Origin of the sequence: Cohnella pontilimi, assembly GCF_005049045.1 — a bacterium.
GTDB classification, from domain to species: Bacteria; Bacillota; Bacilli; order Paenibacillales; family Paenibacillaceae; genus Cohnella; species Cohnella pontilimi.
Genome location: NZ_SUPK01000010.1, coordinates 90632 through 105183 on the forward strand (window position 1 = coordinate 90632; position 14552 = coordinate 105183).

Annotated in this window: 17 protein-coding genes; 10 read left to right on the plus strand and 7 right to left on the minus strand. The window is 51.8% G+C overall.

The window, feature by feature from the left end:
• The first annotated feature begins 1 nt into the window (after position 1).
• Positions 2-247: an HPr family phosphocarrier protein gene (locus E5161_RS18745; RefSeq protein ID WP_136779417.1), complete on the plus strand. Its 246-nt coding sequence runs from the start codon at positions 2-4 to the stop codon at positions 245-247.
• Between the two features lie 35 nt (positions 248-282).
• On the opposite strand, the gene E5161_RS18750 is transcribed toward E5161_RS18745, so the two are convergent.
• Complete coding sequence (locus tag E5161_RS18750) at positions 283-951, minus strand: DUF1796 family putative cysteine peptidase (RefSeq protein WP_169306762.1); 669 nt, start codon at positions 949-951, stop codon at positions 283-285.
• Positions 952-1145: 194 nt separating this feature from the next.
• On the opposite strand from E5161_RS18750, the gene E5161_RS18755 reads away from it, so the two are divergent.
• Positions 1146-1514 carry a heme-copper oxidase family protein gene (locus tag E5161_RS18755; RefSeq protein WP_136779419.1) on the plus strand — a complete coding sequence of 123 codons (369 nt, stop codon included), beginning with the start codon at positions 1146-1148 and terminating at the stop codon, positions 1512-1514.
• A gap of 54 nt (positions 1515-1568) precedes the next feature.
• On the opposite strand, the gene E5161_RS18760 is transcribed toward E5161_RS18755, so the two are convergent.
• Genes E5161_RS18760 through E5161_RS18770 form a run of 3 tightly spaced genes read right to left on the minus strand, consistent with a single transcriptional unit; the run spans position 1569 to position 3969 of the window.
• On the minus strand, positions 1569-1715 hold the full coding sequence (locus E5161_RS18760) for a FeoB-associated Cys-rich membrane protein (RefSeq protein ID WP_136779420.1): 147 nt from the start codon (positions 1713-1715) through the stop codon (positions 1569-1571).
• 14 nt (positions 1716-1729) lie between these two features.
• Entirely contained in the window at positions 1730-3745 is a 2016-nt protein-coding gene (feoB, locus tag E5161_RS18765) for a ferrous iron transport protein B (RefSeq protein WP_136779421.1), read from the minus strand.
• Complete coding sequence (locus E5161_RS18770) at positions 3739-3969, minus strand: FeoA family protein (RefSeq protein ID WP_136779422.1); 231 nt, start codon at positions 3967-3969, stop codon at positions 3739-3741. The genes feoB and E5161_RS18770 overlap by 7 nt, the downstream gene beginning before the upstream one ends.
• A 218-nt stretch (positions 3970-4187) precedes the next feature.
• Here E5161_RS18770 and E5161_RS18775 point away from each other — a divergent pair, with 218 nt between their 5' ends.
• The 5 genes from E5161_RS18775 to E5161_RS18795 all read left to right on the plus strand — a co-directional run bounded on the left by E5161_RS18775 (position 4188) and on the right by E5161_RS18795 (position 9330).
• The gene (locus E5161_RS18775) at positions 4188-4850 is read left to right on the plus strand and encodes a response regulator transcription factor (RefSeq protein WP_136779423.1); all 663 of its coding nucleotides are present in this window, start codon (positions 4188-4190) and stop codon (positions 4848-4850) included.
• Positions 4837-5973, plus strand: coding sequence for a sensor histidine kinase (locus E5161_RS18780; protein ID WP_136779424.1), 1137 nt, complete (start codon positions 4837-4839; stop codon positions 5971-5973). The genes E5161_RS18775 and E5161_RS18780 overlap by 14 nt, the downstream gene beginning before the upstream one ends.
• A gap of 120 nt (positions 5974-6093) precedes the next feature.
• The gene (locus E5161_RS18785; protein WP_136779425.1) at positions 6094-7029 is read left to right on the plus strand and encodes an ABC transporter ATP-binding protein; all 936 of its coding nucleotides are present in this window, start codon (positions 6094-6096) and stop codon (positions 7027-7029) included.
• A 31-nt stretch (positions 7030-7060) separates the two neighbouring features.
• Positions 7061-8179: an ABC transporter permease gene (locus tag E5161_RS18790; protein WP_136779426.1), complete on the plus strand. Its 1119-nt coding sequence runs from the start codon at positions 7061-7063 to the stop codon at positions 8177-8179.
• 2 nt (positions 8180-8181) lie between these two features.
• The gene (locus tag E5161_RS18795) at positions 8182-9330 is read left to right on the plus strand and encodes an ABC transporter permease (RefSeq protein WP_136779427.1); all 1149 of its coding nucleotides are present in this window, start codon (positions 8182-8184) and stop codon (positions 9328-9330) included.
• Positions 9331-9387: 57 nt separating this feature from the next.
• Here the strand turns inward: E5161_RS18795 and E5161_RS18800 are convergent, their stop codons facing one another.
• Positions 9388-10305, minus strand: a complete 918-nt coding sequence (locus E5161_RS18800) for an aldo/keto reductase (RefSeq protein ID WP_136779428.1) — start codon at positions 10303-10305, stop codon at positions 9388-9390.
• An 82-nt stretch (positions 10306-10387) separates the two neighbouring features.
• Between E5161_RS18800 and E5161_RS18805 the strand changes: the two genes are divergently transcribed.
• Positions 10388-10915, plus strand: a complete 528-nt coding sequence (locus tag E5161_RS18805) for a DinB family protein (RefSeq protein WP_136779429.1) — start codon at positions 10388-10390, stop codon at positions 10913-10915.
• 1 nt (position 10916) lies between these two features.
• Here E5161_RS18805 and E5161_RS18810 read toward each other — a convergent pair whose 3' ends face one another.
• Positions 10917-11702, minus strand: a complete 786-nt coding sequence (locus tag E5161_RS18810; RefSeq protein WP_136779430.1) for an SDR family NAD(P)-dependent oxidoreductase — start codon at positions 11700-11702, stop codon at positions 10917-10919.
• Positions 11703-11862: 160 nt separating this feature from the next.
• Here E5161_RS18810 and E5161_RS18815 point away from each other — a divergent pair, with 160 nt between their 5' ends.
• Positions 11863-12402, plus strand: coding sequence for a sigma-70 family RNA polymerase sigma factor (locus E5161_RS18815; RefSeq protein WP_136779431.1), 540 nt, complete (start codon positions 11863-11865; stop codon positions 12400-12402).
• A complete protein-coding gene (locus E5161_RS18820; protein ID WP_169306763.1) occupies positions 12395-13714 on the plus strand; it encodes a DUF4179 domain-containing protein in 1320 nt (439 codons plus the stop codon). The genes E5161_RS18815 and E5161_RS18820 overlap by 8 nt, the downstream gene beginning before the upstream one ends.
• Positions 13715-13899: 185 nt before the next feature.
• Here E5161_RS18820 and E5161_RS18825 read toward each other — a convergent pair whose 3' ends face one another.
• Positions 13900-14337: a VOC family protein gene (locus E5161_RS18825; RefSeq protein WP_136779433.1), complete on the minus strand. Its 438-nt coding sequence runs from the start codon at positions 14335-14337 to the stop codon at positions 13900-13902.
• Positions 14338-14552 lie beyond the last annotated feature (215 nt).

Sequence of the window (14552 nt, forward strand, 5' to 3'; positions counted from 1 at the left end):
AATGAGCGGTATCGGAACGACAGCGATCGTCGAGATCAATCAGACCGCGAACAGGTATCAGTCCAGCATCGTAATTCACGCCGACAACAAATACATCGACGTCAAAAGCATCCTGGGGCTGACTTTAACGCTCATTCGGGACGAGCTCTACCGACTCGATGTTCACGGACCCGATGAAACGGAAGCGAGAGAGGCAATGAAGGTTGTTTTTGAGAAACACGGACTCGCGGTAAGGTTCGAGGTTTGACCGATGCGGGTAACCTTTCGGCTCGCATGCAGGCTTTAACGTCTGCGTGCGGGCCGTTTTTCATTTAAACGAGCGGACGCAGTATACAATTTATAACCGTTCATACACAGATCCCAAGCCGGGTCGGATCCCCGCCAGTCTTCTCCCGTCGGCAATTTCACCGAGCAGATGCCGTCGAGCCCCCAGTCCTCATACGCAACGTCAAGCCGACCCGGCGGGTGGTGATTCACGATCAGAAGCTGAAATTTGCCGGGTGCCAATTTCCTTAATGCCTTAAGCAGCTCCTGTGCTTCGCTGGAATTCGTTTGAGTTCTTACGAAAAGAACCGGCTGCTCCCGAATGACTTTCATAAAGCGTTGTACACGGCGGTCGAGTGTCTGCTTAAAGGCGGGATAAGCGTCCCGCCATCTGTCTTCGGGGATGTAAACGGGAAAATCATGATAAGAGACGACCTGGTTGACGTTATCCTTTACGACATAGCATTCCTGGGTGCGGCCGACGAGCTCAAGCTGGTTCAGTTCCATAAAGCCGTTGAAACGGTGATGGAGCAAGCGGACCAATCCGTTCATGGAATCGGAAACGAACCAATCCAACGGGCCCGAAAAACTGCGCAAGCCCAGTCTTCGGAGTTGATAGGCGGTTTGGCAAGTAGCCCCGAGACTTATGCATGCTTTATAAGCGCCTATGGAATTTTGCCATTTCAAGACTTTCACTCCCGTCTCCAAGCTGCTGTCCTCCACCGTAACGATCAAAATTAACGTATGCCGATGAGAGAATCGCGCTTGGACGGGGGTACAATCCGAGGTTGTGAAAATTTATCCAAAATCGTTTTATCGTGTGTTACGATGATGAAAATGCTTTCTTTAGTCGTCATCATATAAAATCGGGAGGATTGCACATGAGTGCACGGTTTATTAAGGCGGCCGTCATTTATTTTCTAATCGGAACGGTTCTAGGATTGGTCATGGGAAGCGCTCAAGCTTTCGAGTACACGTCGGTCCATGCGCACATCAATCTGGCAGGCTGGGCTTCGTTGGCCATCATCGGTCTCATTTATAAAGCCTATCCGGAATTGGGAGAAGCGAGGTTGGCGAAAATCCAGTTCTGGCTGCACAACGTCGGCCTGCCGCTTTTGATTGTCAGCATGGTCCTTTTTGCGGCGGGCAATGATGACATCGGCATCCCTTTTGCCGTGCTCGGCGGCCTGCTCATTATCGTTTCGGTCATTCTGATGACGGTTAATGTGTTCAAGCGGTTGAAGGCGTGACTTATAAAAAATCCATTCCACAACGCTTTGTGGAATGGATTTTTTTGTTTCTCGTTACTTGACCTGAGAACAGGATGTTTGGCAAGACGCTTGAAGGGAGCAAGCTGCGCATTTGCCTTGCCGTGTTTTCTTGAAGTAGCGGGTTAAGGTCCATCCGGCGTATCCGAAAATGCCGGCTCCTGCGATAATGCTGAATATCATGGCGGTTCCTCCCGTTAATGAAAGCCCAGCAGCAGGCCTCCACGGTATATGATGAACGAAATAACATAAGCGATAACCAAGGCGTACCCGACGGAGAACCATGTCCATTTTGCGGATTTCGTCTCGTTGCGAATGACGCCCACCGTTGCCAGGCACGGTACATACAAAAGGATGAACACCATGAAGCTGTAAGCTTGAAGCGGAGTAAAGAAATGCGCGATCGCACCTTCTAGGCCCGCTTCGGTCGGCGCGGCATAAATGATCCCCATCGTCGAGACGACGACCTCTTTCGCCAAAAATCCGGTAATGAGTGCTGCGCCGGCCTGCCAATTCCCGAAGCCCAGGGGCTCCATGACAGGAGAAAGTACGGAGCCGATGGCTTGAAGAAAGCTTTCGTTCATCGGTACGTTCCAACCATGGAATCCAGAGTAGCCCATCAGCCAGATCACGACGGAACCGCCGAAAATGAACGTACCTGCCTTGCGAACGAAGCCTTTGCCTTTTTCCCACGTGCTGCGGGAAAGTGTCCGCCACTGAGGAATCCGGTAGGGCGGCATTTCGACGATGAACATCGATTCTTCTTCTTTCGCCAGCGTATAAGAGAAGAGCTTCGCCAGAATCAGCGCGACCACAACGCCTAGCACATAGAGAGATAATACGATAAGGGCTTGATGGGATTGAAAGAATGTTCCCACAAATAAGCTATATACGGACAACCTGGCCGAGCAAGACATCAAAGGCGTGAGCAGAATGGTCAGAAGCCGTTCTTTGGGCTGCTCGATCGTGCGAGCAGCCATAATTCCGGGGACGTTGCAGCCGAAACCGATAATCATCGGAATAAAAGCTTTGCCGTTCAGCCCGACGCCTTCCAGCAGCTTATCCATGACGGTGGCGATTCGGGCCATATATCCGGAATCCTCGATAAAAGAGATGATGAGGAACAGCATGAAAATTTGTGGAACGAACACGAGAACGCCGCCAACCCCTGCGACAATCCCGTCCAGAATGACGGCCTTGAGGAACGACGCGGCGCCGACGGTATTGAGAAAGGATGCAATCCCGTCCCTAATCACCCCATTAAGCAGCGCGTCCAGCCGGTCGGATACCGGTGTTCCGATCCAATCGAATGTCAGCTTGAACGTGAAATACATGAACGCAAGGAATATCGGGATGCCGAGATATTTGTTCAAGACGATCGCATCGATTCGCTCGGACAGCGTGGTACGTAGAGGCTTTGTCTCGCGTACGGCGCTTTGAAGCCAACGGTCGATGATACCTGCGCGTTTGTCGCGAATGTAATCCGGCAGCTTTTTCCCTTCGGGAAGCTTCTGAACAAGCGCCTCTGTTTCAACGTAGAAGGCTTGCAGCCAGACGGGGTCGACATGTTGGCGAAGCTTCTGCAATACAGGGATGTTCCCTTCAAGCAGCTGCAGCGCAAGCCACCGTTTGGACGCCATACTTACCGGAAGCTTCGCTTCCAGCGTGGATATCGCTTGCTCCAAAACCGGTCCGTAATCGAAGTGGCGAGGGCTGACCAGAGATTCGTCATCGATACTGGACTTTACCGCGGCTTGCATGAGCGTATCGCATCCAAATCCGGAACGGGCGATGACGGGCATGATCGGAACGCCCATTTGCTCTGAAAGCTTTTTTACATCGATGTCCAATCCGCGTTTTTCGGCCACGTCGATCATGTTGAGCGCCACGACCACTGGTCTGCCATATTCCAGCAGCTGAATCGTAAGATGGAGGTTTCTCTCCAATTGAGAAGCGTCGACGACGTTGAGCAGCGAAGAGGGTGACTCATCCAGCAAATAAAGCGTCGTTACCCCTTCGTCGCGAGACAACGGACTGAGAGAGTATATGCCGGGGAGGTCGACCAACTGTCCTCGTTTATTTTTAAGAGTACCGACTTTCTTCTCGATAGTAACGCCGGCCCAGTTTCCGACATACTCGTAAGAGTCGGTCAACATATTAAAGAGCGAAGTTTTGCCGGTATTGGGGTTACCGGTTAAAGCAACCGTCAGCATAATGCTTCCACTACAATATGGCCCGCATCTTTGCGGCGAATGGCGATCCACTGTCCCTTGACTTCAATCGTGCATGGACCCCCGAACGGCATCGCCTTGCGGAGCGAAATAACCGAACCTTCCATCACGCCCAGGTCCCCAAGTCGACGACGAACAAGCTGTTGGACGCTTTCTAAATTCGTTACTTTTACCTTGGAACCCCAATGAGTTTCCAGTAAGGTCATATTGTTCACTCCGGTGTTTTTCATACAGTGATAATGATTATCATTACCGAAATATGATAGATGATTTAGGCGGGAAATACAATAGTAAAATTTGAGGAGCTTCTTGTTGGGACGGTTTTTTTCGTTTCGGTGTCCATGGCGGTGAATCGTTCTGACAGGATTCGATCGAGAAATATCGAATTATTGATTGAGTCATTCATCATGTGAGGTGAACAACACTGAAAATTAAGGTCCTGATTGCCGACGATAATTCCTTTGTCCGGGAAGGCATGAAAATTATTCTGCATTCATTCGACGAATTCGACGTCTTGGCCGCCGTCCAGAACGGGCAAGAGGCGGTTGCATTCTGTGAACGGCAGGCGGTAGACGTGGCGCTGCTCGATATCCAGATGCCGGTCATGAACGGGGTGGAAGCCACGAGGCTTCTCACCGAACGGACATCCACCAAGTCGCTGATTCTCACCACCTTCGACGATGACGAATTCATCCTGGACGCGATTAAATATGGCGCGAAAGGCTACTTGCTGAAGAATAACGATCCTGAGCATATTCGTCATGCGATCCTATCGGTACATAACGGGCACAACGTGCTCCAGGATGCCGTGCTCGACAAACTGAAATCCGGTCTGATGACAGGGAAGGATAAGAAGGAAGATCCAGGAGGGAAAATCGACCGCAGCTTGTTTACCGACCGGGAATACGAGATTATGGCCCGCATTGCCAAAGGCTTGTCCAACCGGCAAATCTCGCAGGAGCTGTTCATTTCCGAAGGCACTATTGCCAATCACATAACTTCGATCTTGGGAAAGACGGGACTTACGCATCGCACGCAGATCGCGATTTATTTCCTGACGGGGGAAGTCGGCGATGCGGCAAAGTGAGATCCCTGCTGAATTTTGGTCGATCTGCCACAAAAGCATCATCCTGCTCTATGTGGTCGTCTCTTCTTCCTTTTCGTCCGCGTCGGCGTCACACTGGGATATTGTTTTCGTTCTACTCTACCTAAGTGTGAATCTCTGCATTTATATCGTGAAACGGGTTCGATTGAAGCCGTTGTTCATGCTGGTTTCCGTTCTGATGGTTTCCGCATTTGCCTATCGATTGGACCCGCTGTTCCTGCTGCTTCTCCCTGCAGGCATGTACGAGCTGGCATCGGCCTTTATCCCAAAAAATCAATCTGCGATCCTCTTGTTCCTCCTGATGGCTCCCTTGGCGTTTCTTCCTTCGGACTTCATGCTGCTATACGGCCTCGTCGCTTTGCTCGGCTTTGTCTTTGGCGAGATGCAGGGGACGTACTCGGCAAGGATCGAAGCCTATCGCAAAGACCTGGAAACAATGCGCGGCCGCGTCGATCAACTGGCCAAGAGCTTGAACGAAAATACCGAATATATCCGGCAATCCGAGTATACGTTCAAGCTGGAGGAACGTAACCGGCTGTCCCAGGAAATTCACGATAAAATCGGGCACTCCATGACCGGAGCGCTCATCCAGATGGAAGCTTCCAAGCGGCTGCTTGCCTCCGATGCCGCCAAATCGGCTGAGCTGCTGCAGAACGCGATTCATATTTCGAAGGACGGCATTGAAAGCATCCGCCAAGTCCTGAAAAATATGAAACCGCCAACGGAACAGCTGGGCATCAACCGCTTGAAGCTGCTGATCGACGAATTTTCCGCCAAACATCCCGTCAGTACCGTACTCACGCACGAAGGCAATGTGGACCTGATTACCCCAATCCACTGGAAGGTCATTTTGGAAAACACCAAGGAAGCTCTCACCAACATATTGAAATATTCGGATGCCACCGCCGTCTCGGTAAGCATCCAAGTGCTGGGCACCTTGATTAAAGCCGAGGTTTCGGACAACGGCAAAGGTACGCCAAAACTCATTAAAGGCCTCGGGATCATCGGCATGGAGGAACGGGCGGCCGGCGTGAACGGCAAGGTGATCGTAGACGGATCGCGCGGATTCTCCGTGACCACTCTGCTTCCCTATGGGCAGCCTTGAAGATTCCAACCGCAAAAACATGAAAATTCTCATGCCGAAAGAGTGAACTTGTGCACTGCCGCAGGTTCATTCTTTTTTATATGATCGAAGTAACCTGAGATATGGATTGGAGTGTACGGGATGAACATTTTGGAAATCGACCGGCTCAGCAAGACATTCGGAGATTTCGTTGCCGTGGACCAAGTGTCGTTGTCGATCGGAGAAGGAGAGATATTCGGATTCCTGGGGGCGAACGGCGCGGGCAAAAGCACGACGATCCACATGATCGCTTCCTTGCTCCGCATCTCCAAAGGCGAAATCCGATTGCTGGGCAAAGACATCACCAAGCATGCCAATTTCGCGAAAAAGAACATCGGCATCGTCCCGCAGGAAATCGCGATTTACGAGGATATGACGGCCTATGAAAATGTTCGTTTTTTCGCGGGATTGTACGGAATCAGAGGTTCCGAGCTGAAGGAGAGAACGCTGGAGGCGCTGGAATTCGTGGGCCTCGGCGACAAGCATGCGGTCTATCCTAAACATTTCTCCGGCGGGATGAAGCGGCGGCTGAACATCGCCTGTGCCATCGCCCACAGGCCCAAGCTGCTCATCATGGACGAGCCGACGGTCGGCATTGATCCTCAATCGAGAAATCATATTCTGAATTCAGTGAAAAAGCTGAATGAGATGGGATGCACGATCCTCTATACGAGCCATTACATGGAGGAAGTAGAAGAGATCTGTACCCGGATTGCGATTATTGACCACGGTAAAATCATCGCGCAGGGGACGAAGAAAGAATTGAAAGCGATCGTGACCGATCAGAAAAACATCTGGATTGAAGTGCGTTCGACGGAAAACGCGGATCCCGGCAAGCTGCGGGAGATCGCCGGCGTGAAGCAGGTGGAAATCGAAGATCGGGTCATCAAGTTCACATCCGACGCCGGGGTGAACAACCTGAACAAAATGATTCAGCAGTTGATGGCAGACGAGATCGAAATCCGGTCCGTGGAGGAGCAGGAGCCCAACCTGGAAAGTGTGTTCCTGACCTTGACCGGCAGAAGCTTGCGGGATTAATGAGCGCGGGAGCGGGAAGGAGGAGAGACTCTTGAATATTTGGAGAATAGCGCTTAAGGAGTTGTTGACGCTCCGGGACGTGAAGATGCTCGTGTTTATGATCGCGACCCCGGTTTTGCTGGTCTTGATCCTGGGGACGATCGTGGCAAACGGTTTTCACGGCAGCGTAGCGGTAGGAGAGATCCGTGTTCTCTACACGAATCATAGTCAGGAACCGATTCTGGCGGACAGTTGGAACCGATTTGTCGAACAGTCCGGCCGTTCCGGCATCGCATTCGAGCGGGTAAGAGCGAGTGCGGACGGCAAGCTTGAAGTGGAAAATAACCGATACGTGGGTTATGTGGAGATTTCGGACACCGGGATCAAGTACTACGGGAATAGCCGCAGCCGTGTAGAAAGCGATATTGCCCAAAGCATGATAACGGCATTCGAGGATCGTTATCGGTTGGCGTCCGCGGTTGCCAAGGAAGACCCGGAGCAAGCCGGCGTGTTGTTGTCCGGGGGCGAAAGCACCGACCATGTGTCGGAAACTTCCGTGAATGGGGCTCGGCAGCCGGGTGCGACGGACTATTACGCGATCGCGATGATCACCCTGATTGTTCTCTATGGCGCCATGACGGCCGCTCAATTGATCGAAACCGAACGCAAGCGCCGCACAGCCGTAAGGCTGCTGGCGTCGCCGGTAACGAAAGCGGAAATTTTCGCGGGCAAGGTCGCGGGGAACCTGCTTCAAAATGCGATATACATCCTCGTTGTGGTGCTTATTTGCAAGTACATGTTCAATGTATATTGGGGCGAACATCTCGGTTTGGTGTTCCTCGTGCTGCTCAGCGAAATCGTATTCGCCCTCAGCTTGGGACTCGGATTCAGCTACATTTTTAGGGAAAAAGCGGCGGGCTCGATCCTGATGATGATCATCCAGGTCGGCGCTTTTGTCGGCGGATCGTACTTCCCGGTCGACGCGCTGTCGGGCTTTATGAGAACGGTGGCGGACTTCTCTCCGCTGGAGTGGACGAACGATGCCCTGCTGCAAATCATTTATGCGGATCATGCTGCCGCGGCGGTTCAGGCCATTTCCCTCAATATCGGGTTTTCCGTACTGCTGCTGGTCGCGGCTTTGCTCATCATGAAAAGACGGGAGGGGCTATAATCGTGCGAGATACGCTGTGGTTGATTAGGAAAACATTAATATCGACGTTCAAAACCTATAAGAACTGGCTGTTCTATTTGGGGTTGCCCCTCTTGGCTATTCTGTTAGCGATCATGACGCGAGGCCATTCGGAAGATGTCCGAGTGAATATCGGGATCGTCAATGAGGATGGGAAACAGGCCATCACGCTGGACACCATTGCCTTCATCGGCGGCATGCACTCTACCAACCTCGTGGAACTTCCGAAAGAGGAAGCGGACGAACAAATCATCGCGGGTGATTTGGATGCGGCGCTTATTTTCCCGGCCGGGTTCTCTCAAACCGTGAAAAGCGGCAATCCCGAATCGGTTCGGATCGTATCTGTCAAAGGGACGGAGGCGAGCGACTACGTAAAGGCAAACCTGAACCGGTACATCGACAATATGACCTTGATATCGAAAGCGGCTGGGGGCAGTGAAAGCAAATTCGATCGCTTGTATGCAGAGTATAAGGCTTCGGATTTCCCGCTGTCCGCGGAAACGTTGCAGGACCGGTCCGCCGGCCACGCACAAGCATACCAATCCATCGGTTATCTGGCGGTTCTCATGCTGTTCGCCGCCGGCAACCTGTCCGGCATCCTGCTCAAGGAACGGGAAAACAGAACCTACCGCCGCATCATGGCTTCTCCGGTGTCCGCCCGCAGCTATGTTTCCTCGAATATTATCGTCAACCTTGCCGTTATCGTCGCGCAAGTCGCCTTAACGCTGGGCGTGATGACGCAGATCTTCGGCGTCAAGCCTGGCCTTCCGCTCGGTGTTGCGTTCTTCCTCTTGTGTCTGTACGCTCTGGTCGCGGTCAGCCTGTCCCTTGCGGTCGCGGCATTCGCCAAAAGCTCAATGGAGGCCGGAGCGTTGCAACAGATGCTGTTTTTCCCTACCTCGCTTCTTGCCGGGTGTATGTTTCCGATTGCCGCCATGCCGCAGGCGATGCAGAGTATCGCGTACTTCCTGCCGCAATATTGGCTGCTGGAAGCGTTCGGCAAGCTGCAGCTGGGAGTTGCCTTGGCAGAAGTGATCCCCAGCGTGCTGATTCTCGTTTCGTTCGCGATATTCTTTTCACTGACGGCTGTTTATAAGTTTGGTCGAAATCAGGATGCGAGAAGCTTTATTTAAGGAAAAGGCCGGAGCGCACACCTAAGTTGGCGTGTCTCCGGCCTTTTGCCCGGCGGATTACGGAAGCACATTCCCTGCCGCGCGGAAGATTTCGTACCATTCTTCGCGTGTCAGGCGGATGTCGCTCGCCTTGCAGCAATCCTTGAGCCGCGTGATGTTCATCGTGCCGGTCACCGGCTGCATGTTCGCGGGATGACGCAGCAGCCAGGCGATGGCGATCGTCGTGTTGCTCACATCGTACTTGGCGGCGATTTCATTGATTTTCGCGTTCAACTCCGGGAACTTGTCGTTATCCAGGAAGACGCCCTCGAAGAAGCCGTATTGGAACGGGGACCAAGGCTGAACCGTGATGTCATGCAGTCTGCAAAAGTCCAGGATGTAGCCGTCCCGGTTCACGGCCGGCTCGTTCTGCATGTTGACGTTGAAGCCGCTGGAAATCATCGTCGCGTTCGTGATGCTGAGCTGCAGCTGGTTGGCCACGATGGGCTGCTTCACATACTTCTTCAGCAGTTGGATTTGCATCGGATGCTGGTTCGACACGCCGAAATGCCGCACTTTGCCGGAAGCCGACAACAGGTCGAACGCTTCCGCCACTTCTTCCGGCTCGACCAGGGTATCCGGACGGTGCAGCAGCAGCACGTCCAAATAGTCGGTCTTCAGACGCTTCAAGATGCCGTCTACCGATTGGAGGATGTGATCCTTGGAGAAGTCGAACATGCCTTTACGGATGCCGCACTTGGACTGGAGGATCATCTGCTCGCGAATCGCCGGACTCATCTGGATGGCGTCCGCGAAAATTTCCTCACACTGCCCTCCCCCGTAAATATCCGCATGATCGAAGAAATTCGCGCCTTCTTCCATCGACGTCCGGATGAACCTCTCCGCCTCTGCCTTGTCCAGTGAATTCATGCGCATGCAGCCGACGGCAACGACGGGCACTTCCAAGTTGCTGGTTCCTAACTTCATCGTTCTCATCTTTTCATCCTCCTCCTACATACTATAAGCTCATTCTATAGAATTCCGGAGGCGAATGTAAGCTTTAGGAAGGAGTATCGATATGAATTTTAAAATGGTAGAAGCAATCGAGGTTTTGGAGCGAACACCCCAGGCATTGGAGTATTTTTTATCCGGTTTGTCTGAGGGATGGCTGCAAGGCAATGAAGGAGAAGGGACCTGGAATGTCAATGAAGTGATTGGGCACCTCATCGAGGGAGAGAAGCATGACTGGATCCCCCGGTTGGAAATCATTCTTCAGGATGGCGAAAGGAAGACGTTTGCTCCATTTGACCGTAATGCTCATTTGAACGAGAAGCCCGTAAGGTCAATCGAAGAGAAGCTGCATGAGTTTAAAACGCTTAGAGCATTAAATATCAACAAGCTTAAGGCTCTCGTTGATCCGGAGATGGATCTGGAATTGACAGGTTCGCATCCTGCTTTAGGTACTGTCAAACTAAGAGAACTGCTCTCTACGTGGGTTGTCCATGATCTCACACACATCGTCCAAATCGTACGGGTGATGGCCGAGAGATACAGGACGGACGTCGGGCCTTGGATTCAATATTTGGGGATTTTGACCAAGAAATAATCTAGTCGGCAATTTCACCGCAGGTAACGTTCGTGATCGCTCCAGTAATCGCCCTGGCATGGTCCGAGGCCATCAGCACCGCTGCATCAGCGACTTCGGCGAGTTTAGGCAGTCTTTTTAACATTGTTTTCTCGGCAATGCCTGCCTCATATACTTCCCTGGAGACACCCGCATTTTCAGCATGAAGATTGAATACCTCATTTACACCAGGTGTGTCGGGGGAGCCCGCCGATCGAAGACAGACGACACGGATGCCAAGAGGCCCCGCCTCAACCGCCAGTTGCCGACAAAAACCCTCGATAGCGGCGCAGGCGACTCCAAAACCGCCTACATTGGGATACGGTTTGCGTGAGGCCTGGGCGGTCAGGGCAAGGATGACGCCGGATCCGTGTTTCGCCATCTGGCGTGCGGCAGCGGTCGCCGTCAAGAAATGTGTACGCATGGCGGTTTCGATTGGAAGCGCGAAATGGTCGTGTGGCATTTCCATAAGAGGTGCCCCTTGAGCATCGCCTAGTCCGATTGTATTGAACGAGATGTCGAGGCGTCCTGTCATTTTTACGATTTCGTCGAGATGGTTCTCAATAGCTTGCTCATCTAGAGCATCAACAATGGCGATTTCGACTGCGCCTCCTGAATTCGCAATTTCCGAAGCTGCTATTTCCAACTTCTCAAGGCTGCGACCGGCAAGAAATACTCTCGCTCCTTCGCGGGCGAAGGCACGGGCGACCGCACTTCCGACAGCTCCTCCTGCCCCGTAAATCACGGCGTTTTTATTTTCAAGCAGCATCTTTTATCCTCCTCGCTTCCTCAATAGGGTGTTATTCTAGTAAATTTTAACAGATTTGAGTCGGAGGACAACGTCTCTTTTTTATTTGGCATTGGTAAAACCGTTTGGCGATTAAAAAAGTCTAATCTTATAGAAGTAACAACGGCGGGGGAGGAAACGTGTGGATAACGAGTCGCTTGTGCTTGCAGCAAAAGCCGGTGATGATGAGGCTTTCTATCATCTCATCACGCTGCATGAGAAAAAAATGTACCGGATCGCCTATACGTACCTCAAAAATAAAGCCGACGCTCTTGGAGCGGTACAGGAATCGACCTGCCGGGCGTATATGCAGCTTCGAAAATTGAAAGAGCCTCAGTACTTCGGCAGTTGGCTGATCCGCATTGTGATGAACTATTGCGCGGACGAAATGAAAAAGCGGGCAAGGAGGACCGGCAGGGGGCATACGGCAATTGCTGCCGAGAATCAGGATGAGGCAAACGGTGAATCGGCCCTGTTGGAGAAGGTGCTGCTGGAGTCGGCCATCTCTCAGTTGGACGGCAATTATCAAAAAGTGATTCAGCTGAAATATTATCACGATCTGACCATCACAGAGATTGCGAAAACACTGAACAAGCCGGAAGGCACGATTAAAACATGGCTTCATAAAGCGCTCGGCGGGTTGCGGCAACACCTGGGGAAGGATGGTGAACACCATGCGTGAGACAGATGGATATACAGAGGAGCAGCTGCAGTTAGAAGCTATGAAGGAGCAAATAGAGCAAATTGCCGTCCCTGAAGAAATCGACGAGGCCATCCGGAACGGCATGCGGCTCGGCCGGCAGCGGAGAAGGCGCCGGAGGTTAACGAGAGCGGCTTCCTATGTCGCCTGCTTGCTGATTTTGGCATCTGTGGCTTCGATTCGGTTTTCACCGACAGTCGCGGCTTATGTCGGCGATATTCCAGGTTTGCGTTCTCTCGTCGAACTGATTAACTATGACAAGGGGCTCAAGCTTGCTCTTGAAAATGACTACATGCAGCCGGTTGGGCTGTCCGAAGAGCATGACGGTATTCAGCTGAAGGTGGACGGCATTATCGCCGACGAATCGAGGATTATCGTATTCTATACCTTAAATAACATGGATGGGCGGAAGCGGATTGTTAATCTGGGCGAAGTGAAGCTGGTGAACTACGAACACGCCTCATCCGACTTTGGTTCATCCAATTTTAGTGAAGATTGGCACAGCAAACAAGGGACGTTCGAATTTAATTCGCACGATGAGGTGGGAATCCCAGAAACGCTGGATCTGGAAATTAAGGTCGGCGAGGGAGTTGAGGCGTCGGCAACCGCACCGGTTTGGAAGTTCTCCGTACCGGTCGATAAGACTAGATTCGATGGAATGAAAGAAACATACCCTATCGACCAGACCGTGACAGTTGAAGGACAGCGCATCACTTTCGGGAAAATGACGGTTTACCCTAGCCGGGTCGGACTTGAAGTGGCCTATGATCCCGCCAACACGAAGAAAATATTCGCCTTCGACGATATTCGGCTTGAAGACGAGCTCGGCGAAACGTTCGGCACCATCACTAACGGCGTTTCCGCCACCACACTGAGCGACGGCCGGCAAATTCTTTATTTTCAGAGCAACTATTTCCGAAAACCTAACCATCTTTATTTGCGGGCGAGCAGTATCCGGGCACTCGACAAGAGTAAACTGGAGGTGAAGGTAGATGTGGACCAGAAGCAGCTGCTCTCCCGTCCGGACGACCGTATGACATTAACTGGTAACGCGTTTACCGGTGAGGAAGATCTCAATGCTCTCGTTATTCGCCTGAAGAATGAAGACCCGAGGGACAAGAATTTTCATTACTTCTTATTTCAAACCGATTACAAGGATGCATCAGGCCAAGTATTCCAATCGAACCGGATGGGATCTACAACAGGGGAGTACCAATATTATATTAAGAAAGCGAACTATAAAGGCCCACTAACACTCACGATTGCCGATTACCCCTCCAGGATCAAACGGTGACATCAGCATTCGAGTGAAGTGATCCTCATCCTAGGCGAGTTTTTGGAAACCAACAGAGAATAAGCTTGCCGCAAATAAGGCCGGGAACTCCCCTTCAGGAGTGTCCCGGCCTTATTGTAATCGGCATATATGTACGGATCTGTGGTCTTATTGGTATTGGCCCATTGCGGAGGATGGTGCGTGTGCTACTCAGCCAGCTTCGCTCCAAAGCTTTGGGGATGAACGTCTCGGATGTGCTGCGAGAACTCCCATAAATGACCTTCCGGATCCAGAACCGAATACAGACGCTCCCCGTATTCTGTGTCGAAAAGTTCTTGCACGATTTTAGCACCTAACGATTTCGCCTGGTGATAATGTGCATCAACATCTTCGACGACCACCATGAGCGAATGCGTCGCAACACCGGACTCAGCCGGGCATGTCCGCGTACGATCCGAGTTTTTGAGCATGATCCAGGAGCCGCCATGATGCGTCATAACGCCGTGGAGCTGTCCTTCGGGAAACTCAATGCGATAATGCTCGACGAAACCGCACACCTCCCTTAACCATGTGAGCGCATCGTCTGTATTTTCGTAATAAATGTGCGGTAGAATGCCATCGGTCGGTACGGAACGATTTTTCATCCGCGAATGCCTCCTAAACTCAATCTTTCTAAATTATACCATTTAGAGAGTTATTTGTTTTGCTGTGATTTCACATTTCCAATGGAGTCGAGAGGAGATTGCAGGGAAACTGCTGGAATTTGTCGAACTCTCCCATAGCCAAACAGCGGTGATCGCTTCCCGGTCCGTCAGCCGGCCGGCGGTCGCCGAGTTTATTCAGGAAACGGAGATCATTC

Bases quoted from the DNA above. Each gene is read 5' to 3' on its own strand.
- E5161_RS18755 (WP_136779419.1), top strand. From the start codon at position 1,146: ATGAGTGCACGGTTTATTAAGGCGGCCGTCATTTATTTTCTAATCGGA.
- E5161_RS18780 (WP_136779424.1), top strand. From the start codon at position 4,837: ATGCGGCAAAGTGAGATCCCTGCTGAATTTTGGTCGATCTGCCACAAA.
- E5161_RS18745 (WP_136779417.1), top strand. From the start codon at position 2: ATGAGCGGTATCGGAACGACAGCGATCGTCGAGATCAATCAGACCGCG.
- feoB (WP_136779421.1), bottom strand. From the start codon at position 3,745: ATGCTGACGGTTGCTTTAACCGGTAACCCCAATACCGGCAAAACTTCG.
- E5161_RS18825 (WP_136779433.1), bottom strand. From the start codon at position 14,337: ATGAAAAATCGTTCCGTACCGACCGATGGCATTCTACCGCACATTTAT.
- E5161_RS18800 (WP_136779428.1), bottom strand. From the start codon at position 10,305: ATGAGAACGATGAAGTTAGGAACCAGCAACTTGGAAGTGCCCGTCGTT.
- E5161_RS18785 (WP_136779425.1), top strand. From the start codon at position 6,094: ATGAACATTTTGGAAATCGACCGGCTCAGCAAGACATTCGGAGATTTC.
- E5161_RS18805 (WP_136779429.1), top strand. From the start codon at position 10,388: ATGAATTTTAAAATGGTAGAAGCAATCGAGGTTTTGGAGCGAACACCC.
- E5161_RS18810 (WP_136779430.1), bottom strand. From the start codon at position 11,702: ATGCTGCTTGAAAATAAAAACGCCGTGATTTACGGGGCAGGAGGAGCT.
- E5161_RS18820 (WP_169306763.1), top strand. From the start codon at position 12,395: ATGCGTGAGACAGATGGATATACAGAGGAGCAGCTGCAGTTAGAAGCT.
- E5161_RS18760 (WP_136779420.1), bottom strand. From the start codon at position 1,715: ATGATATTCAGCATTATCGCAGGAGCCGGCATTTTCGGATACGCCGGA.
- E5161_RS18770 (WP_136779422.1), bottom strand. From the start codon at position 3,969: ATGACCTTACTGGAAACTCATTGGGGTTCCAAGGTAAAAGTAACGAAT.